The following is a 6728-nucleotide window of genomic DNA, read 5'->3' on the forward strand; positions in this document are numbered from 1 at the left end:
CAACGCACCTTCTTGTCATTGTTTATGATTGTCTTTGTGGATCGTACTGACGATCTTTAATAAATAAGCCCGGCAATACACCCGCAACAAAATATGCAGCGCCCATCACAATAAAGGCCATAGTAAACGTACCGCCCGATGCCAAGAATCCAATGGTGGCTGGTGCAATCGCTGCCCCGACACGACCAATGTTATAAGCACCACCAATGGCTGTTCCGCGCACGTCGGTTGAAAAACTTTCAGCCATATAGGTCGCGTTTACACCATATGGAATGCCATATAAGAAGCCAAAAGTGATCAATAAATACAAAATATTGTCAGGGGTATTGAAGAAAATAATGATTGGCAAGAACACGGCGCTCGCAATTGTGCCAAACACAAAAACAGCACGGCGATTAAATTTGTCAGCAAGATACCCTGCTAAAATTTTGCCTAGAATCATTGCAGTATATGAACCCACCATATAACTGGTTAAGTTTTTAAAGTTCATATGCACTTCTGTTTCTAAATAACTTGGCATCCAGTTGTTAATGCCGTAATAACCAAACTGTAAGAAGAATGCTGTGGTCATCCACAACAAAAACATTTTACGGTGCTTAAAGTTATTAAAGATTTGTTTGTAGATACTGTTACTTTTTGGCTTTTCAGCCACCACTCTTTCTTTAGGCTGTCTGTTGCCTTGTAAGCTTTCAATTTTGGTGAGCTGCCAAGATTTTGGCTCCGGCACAAATCGTTGCAGGAAAATATTAACGAAAGCAGGTACTACGGTCAGGAAGAATAAAACACGCCAGCCATAATCTGGAATAATTGCGCCAGCTAATAACGTTGCAGCAATATAACCTACAGTCTGGCCCGTCTGTAACGTGCCCAAGACCGTTGTACGGTAAGTGGTTGGCACATATTCAGCCATTAAGGTATTACACGCCATATAGAGTGCTCCGATTCCTAAAGCACCTATAAAACGTAGAGCCATAAATTGCTCGAAGCTTTGCGTAAAGCCTAACAAACAAGTCGCTACAGAAAAGAAGGTCACCGAGTTGGCAATGGTTCGTACACGGCCAAACTTGTCACATGCCCAGCCACCCAAAATACCGCCAATACCCATACCTGCTAAAGAAGCACTGCCTAATGCACCAGCCTGAAAGGTACTTAAACCAAACTCTGCCTTTAAACTGGTCAAGCTATAAGACAGCAGCATAATATCAATGCCATCGACCACCATCGCAAAATAGGCAAATAACAACGCCCATTTCCATGTATGAGGTCCAATCCTTTCGTATGTTCCAAGGTTACTTGGAAATGTATTTCTTAATTCTTTCGATATTACTTGAACGTCATTGTTCATCTTTAGTTCCTCATTTTCCCAAATGAGTCATCGGTAGCTTACTTATGTTTTCTGCATAACTTAATCTTCTATATTTTCAATACCTTACATTTTGTTTTAAGTACACAGAGGCACATCTTCACATGAGTATCCTTACGATGAATCTTGTCATTTTCCATAAATTTTTGCGTAAAAATCCCTAAAGGTGCTCCCGAAAGAACACCTCTATTTTTAAAAATGAGTGAGTTAGTTACTAAATGCGGCAATGCCAGTTTGTGCACGACCTAAAATCAAGGCATGAACGTCATGTGTGCCCTCGTAGGTATTTACGACTTCAAGATTGACCAAATGACGTGCTACGCCAAACTCGTCACTAATGCCGTTTCCACCCATCATGTCACGTGCCATGCGGGCAATATCAAGTGCCTTTCCACAGTTGTTACGCTTAATTAGAGATGTACCCTCAACTGACGCAATACCTTCATCTTTCATACGGCCAAAACGTAAAGCAGCCTGTAAACCCAAAGCAATTTCAGTTTGCATATCTGCCAGCTTCTTTTGAATCAATTGATTTGCAGCCAACGGGCGACCAAATTGTTTGCGGTCCATGGTGTATTGATGTGCAGTATGCCAGCAGAACTCGGCAGCACCCATTGCACCCCATGCAATGCCATAACGAGCACTGTTTAGACAGGTAAATGGGCCTTTTAAGCCTCGAATTTCAGGGAATGCATTTTCTTCAGGTACAAAAACGTTATCCATCACGATTTCACCCGTAATCGAGGCACGTAAACCGACCTTGCCATGAATAGCTGGCGCAGATAGGCCTTCCCAGCCCTTTTCTAAAATGAAGCCGCGAATATCACCGACATTGCCTTCAGCAGAAACTTCTTTTGCCCAGACGACAAATACATCGGCAATCGGGCTATTGGTAATCCACATTTTTGCGCCAGTTAAACGGTAACCACCTTCAACTTTTTTAGCACGTGTAATCATACTGCCCGGATCTGAACCATGGTCAGGTTCGGTCAAACCAAAACAACCAATGTATTCACCAGTAGCCAGTTTAGGTAAGTACTTCTGCTTTTGCTCTTCAGTACCAAATTCATGAATCGGAACCATCACCAATGAGCTTTGCACACTCGCCATAGAGCGGTAACCCGAATCTACATATTCAATTTCACGCGCAACCAAACCATAACTCACATAGTTCAAACCCGCGCCGCCATATTGCTCAGGAATGGTTGGACCAAGTAAGCCAAGCTCTCCCATTTCACGGAAAATAGATGGATCTGTTGTTTCATGACGGAATTGTTCAAGTACACGGGGTTGCAAACGTTCTTGACAATAGGCATGAGCCGCATCACGAATCATGCGCTCATCTGGGCTAAGCTGTTGCTCAATTAAAAATGGGTCTTGCCAGTTAAATTGAACTTTTGCTTTTTTTGTTGTCACCATGTGATTCATCGCATCCTCTGCTTGATTTGATCTTCTTTATTTAACTCGATGTTATGCGTGAAAAATGCAGTAATCAAACGATAAATGTTCATGCAGATATGCGACTTACGCATATTTAAAATGGGTCGCATTAAATTTAACTATTTAATTCGTTGTATTTCATTAAAAATGACTTATTTTTATACTAAACTCGGATATCTGCATTTAGGTCATATGCTGTTTTGAAATATGATGACAAATAAAAGGATTTGTTTATGCGAAGAAGTATCCCGTCCATTCAGGGTCTAATTTGCTTTGAAAGTGCAGCAAAACATCTAAGTTATACCTATGCTGCGCAAGAGTTATGTATTACCCAAAGTGCAGTCTCGCGCCAAATTCAGCAGTTAGAAGATTTCTTGGGTGTTGAACTCTTTATACGTACTCGGCATGGCGTTGAACTCACCATTGCTGGTCAACAGTATTTTAAAAGCATTAAACCCTACTTGTTAGGGCTAGAGAAATGTACGGCCGATGTGATTTCTCATAAGGGTTTAGGTGGAACATTAAAGTTAGGTGTGGTGCCTACATTTGCAACGCGATGGTTATTACCCAAGCTCCATCTTTTAAATCAAAAACACCCTGAAATTACAGTACATTTAGAAACCAGTACCAAACCCTTTTTATTTAACGACAATATTTTTGACGCTGCGATTTTCGCAGGTACGCAGCAGCAAATTGACCATTGGCCCGGCATACAAGCGCATTATTTAATGGATGAAGAAATTGTACCTGTATGCTCGCCAAGGCTAATCGAAAAGTATTTTCCAGATGCTGTGATGATCAATGAAAATACCTATGATTTAAGCCCAGAAGATCTGCTAAAAATCCCCCTGCTACAACAAACCACTCGGCCAAGCATTTGGCAAGAATGGTTTCTCACTCATCACATGCAGCACCCTAAGCCTTTTGATGGACAGCGCCATGAGTTATTTTCGATGCTTGCCGTTGCTGCCAGTCATGACATGGGAATGGCTTTAATTCCACAAATGTTGATTGAGTCTGAACTACAAAAAAAGGAACTGGTGATTGTTTCCAATAAAAAATTAAAAGGCAGCCGAAAGTACTACCTCATCCATTCAAGCCAAGACATAACCCCAACCATTCAAAAATTTGTTGAATGGATTTACCAAGAACTAGAACAACTAAAGACTAATACGAATTAGCTCAGCAGGTTTTACTTATGCTCAATACTCATAAAAAAAGGTTGTGATTAATCAAATCACAACCTTTTTAGTTAAGTGTAAATGACTTTGAAATTAATGACTCATCAATTGAATATCTGAACCGCTACGTTTAGGGTCAATCAAGATTTTGGCGTGCTGTTCAGGGTCACGTAATGCTTCAAATGCATTAGTTACGCCTTCTAGGCCAACAACACCGGTAATGAGCGGTGAACAGTTCACTTTACCTTCTGCAATCATGTGCAGCGCATCTCTAAACTCAAGTGGTGTATAGCCCAACACAAACTGAATTTCTAGCTCTTTATTAATCGCAAGTGCTGGTTCTATTTTATCACTTTGCATGCATACACCCACCCCAACAATTCGAGAAAACAAAGGTGCACCTTCAATAATTTGCTGCAAAACGCCCGGTACGCCCACACACTCAAAAATAACAGGACGTTTTGGCAGAGCGCCCAATTTATCAATCATGCGCCATCCATGCCACCAAGGTAAGCGTGTCGCTTGTAACTTATCAAACAGTCCCATGCCCATGTTAATGGCATCCGAAACATTGCCAAGTAAACCAAATTCTTTCCAGTTGGCAAATGGCGATGTCTCTTTAGGGTCTACCACAATATCCGCACCACATTGCTCGGCAAGCTTACGTCGGTTTGGAGAAAAGTCACTGGCAACTACGGTTTTAACCCCAGCAGCTTTAAGCATTAATATGACACCTAGCCCGACAGGACCACAGCCAATCACAATCGCAGGTTCACTTGTTTTTACACGGCTACGGCGAACAGCATGCAATGCAACCGCCATAGGTTCGGTCATGGCAGCACTATCTGCATCTAGACCATTCGGGACTTCAAACATCAAGCTTGATTGAGCCAATACTTGCTCGGCATAACCACCCGAAGCATTTGGCGAAAGTCCCGTAGACAAATAACCATGCTGATCTACATTCAAAAGCGGCATTGCACAAACGAGTGTGTCGGCTTTAAATTTATGACGTGTTTTTGGGCCGTAGTCTAAAACCCTGCCGCAAAATTCATGTCCCAATACAAATGGGTCTGTAGACTTGGCTAAACCATTAAACCCGACACGTGCAGCCAAATCATGCATGTGGTCACAGTGGTGCTGCATATGTAAATCTGAACCACAGATCCCGCATCGCACCACTTCCAATAAAACTTGCCCTTTTGCAGGTGTTAAGTTCGGTTGGTCCACGACTTGCAATGTTGCTTGATGACAAAGTACCGACTTCATTTGAGTGCTTCCTATTTCTTCTTTTTCATTTACTTGCCAGAAATAGATTTCTACAGATAAATTAATCGCTTTATCGGTTTGGTCTTTAGCAAGCCTTTATTCATCTTTACAAGTAAAAGGCAAAATACCAATGACCATTCTTCAGCCAATCCACTCTTGAAGAGTCAACAAAAAATAGGCTCAGCGAAATTAAAAACAATAAAAATCTTGATGCTTGTATCTTACACAGACTGCGTTATCTTCTTAGGCCAGAACAATGTCATCAAAATTAAAACTTATACAAATATAGTAAGTTCAAAAAACTCAACTCAACGCTTTTCACAAAAACATAGCAAATCCAAACTTTTATCAGCAGCCCTAAACAGGCATGATGAATTAAGACAAATTGATAAGAAGAAATTTATGATTACTAAAACGCTCCCGCTTACAGATATACACCGCCACCTTGATGGCAACATCCGCATTCAAACCATTTTAGAGTTGGGGCAACAATACAATTTAGATTTGCCTGCTTACGACATTGAATCTTTACGACCACACGTACAAGTGATGGATAACCAACCCGACTTATTAAGTTTTTTATCTAAGCTCGATTGGGGCGTAAAAGTATTAGCCAGTTTAGATGCCTGTAAACGTATTGCTTTTGAAAACATGCAAGATGCAGCACAGCAAGGACTAGACTATGTAGAACTACGTTTTTCACCGGGTTATATGGGAATGACCCATCAACTTCCACTTGAAGGCGTAGTTGAAGCTGTGATTGCTGGAGTAAAAGAAGGTAGTCAGGCGTACGGCGTAAAAGCGAATTTAATTGGTATTATGAGTCGTACTTTTGGTCAAGAAGCCTGCGAAAAAGAATTAAATGCCCTCCTTGCCCATAAAAACGATATTAAAGCACTGGATCTTGCTGGAGATGAGCTTGGTTTTCCGGGCAATTTATTTATTGATCACTTTAAAAAAGCACGTGATGCAGGTTGGCACATTACCGTACATGCAGGCGAAGCTGCTGGCCCAGAAAGTATTTGGCAAGCCATTGAAGAATTAGGTGCAGAACGGATTGGACATGGTGTTAAAGCAGTTCAAGATTTAAAACTTCTAGATTATTTGGCTAAACACCAGATTGGGATTGAATCTTGTCTCACCTCAAATATTCAAACCAACACAGTGCCTTCTTTAGCAGAGCATCCATTAAAGACTTTTTTAGAACATGGAGTGCTTGCTACCATTAATACGGATGACCCAGCAGTAGAAGGCATTGAAATACAGCATGAATATTTAACTGCTGCCCCACTAGCAGGTTTAAGCCCTGAGCAAATTTATACAGCTCAAGAAAATGGACTTAAAATCGCATTTTTATCAGAACAAGAAAAAGATGAGTTAAGCCAGAAATATCAATAACAGAGAACAGAGAACAGAGAACAGAGAACAGAGAACAGAGAACAGAGAACAGAGAACAGAGAACAGAGAACAGAGAA

The 6728-nt window shown here is 41.1% G+C and carries 5 protein-coding genes; 2 read left to right on the forward strand and 3 right to left on the reverse strand.

Going from position 1 to position 6728, the window contains the following annotated elements:
* Nucleotides 1-22: 22 nt before the first annotated feature.
* Nucleotides 23-1345: an MFS transporter gene (locus G9371_RS11310; protein ID WP_029423912.1), complete on the reverse strand. Its 1323-nt coding sequence runs from the start codon at nucleotides 1343-1345 to the stop codon at nucleotides 23-25.
* Between the two features lie 225 nt (nucleotides 1346-1570).
* Nucleotides 1571-2791: an acyl-CoA dehydrogenase gene (locus tag G9371_RS11315; RefSeq protein WP_001984166.1), complete on the reverse strand. Its 1221-nt coding sequence runs from the start codon at nucleotides 2789-2791 to the stop codon at nucleotides 1571-1573.
* Nucleotides 2792-3036: 245 nt separating this feature from the next.
* Between G9371_RS11315 and G9371_RS11320 the strand changes: the two genes are divergently transcribed.
* On the forward strand, nucleotides 3037-3984 hold the full coding sequence (locus G9371_RS11320) for a LysR substrate-binding domain-containing protein (protein ID WP_016684952.1): 948 nt from the start codon (nucleotides 3037-3039) through the stop codon (nucleotides 3982-3984).
* A 93-nt stretch (nucleotides 3985-4077) separates the two neighbouring features.
* Here G9371_RS11320 and G9371_RS11325 read toward each other — a convergent pair whose 3' ends face one another.
* A complete protein-coding gene (locus G9371_RS11325; protein ID WP_016654368.1) occupies nucleotides 4078-5253 on the reverse strand; it encodes a zinc-binding dehydrogenase in 1176 nt (391 codons plus the stop codon).
* 402 nt (nucleotides 5254-5655) lie between these two features.
* Between G9371_RS11325 and add the strand changes: the two genes are divergently transcribed.
* Nucleotides 5656-6651 carry an adenosine deaminase gene (add, locus tag G9371_RS11330; RefSeq protein WP_029423914.1) on the forward strand — a complete coding sequence of 332 codons (996 nt, stop codon included), beginning with the start codon at nucleotides 5656-5658 and terminating at the stop codon, nucleotides 6649-6651.
* The last annotated feature ends 77 nt before the right edge of the window (nucleotides 6652-6728 follow it).

Origin of the sequence: Acinetobacter sp. EKM10A (genome assembly GCF_011075215.1) — a bacterium.
In the GTDB taxonomy this organism is placed as follows: Bacteria; Pseudomonadota; Gammaproteobacteria; order Pseudomonadales; family Moraxellaceae; genus Acinetobacter; species Acinetobacter baumannii.

Bases quoted from the DNA above. Each gene is read 5' to 3' on its own strand.
- G9371_RS11310 (WP_029423912.1), bottom strand. From the start codon at position 1,345: ATGAACAATGACGTTCAAGTAATATCGAAAGAATTAAGAAATACATTT.
- G9371_RS11315 (WP_001984166.1), bottom strand. From the start codon at position 2,791: ATGAATCACATGGTGACAACAAAAAAAGCAAAAGTTCAATTTAACTGG.
- G9371_RS11320 (WP_016684952.1), top strand. From the start codon at position 3,037: ATGCGAAGAAGTATCCCGTCCATTCAGGGTCTAATTTGCTTTGAAAGT.
- G9371_RS11325 (WP_016654368.1), bottom strand. From the start codon at position 5,253: ATGAAGTCGGTACTTTGTCATCAAGCAACATTGCAAGTCGTGGACCAA.
- add (WP_029423914.1), top strand. From the start codon at position 5,656: ATGATTACTAAAACGCTCCCGCTTACAGATATACACCGCCACCTTGAT.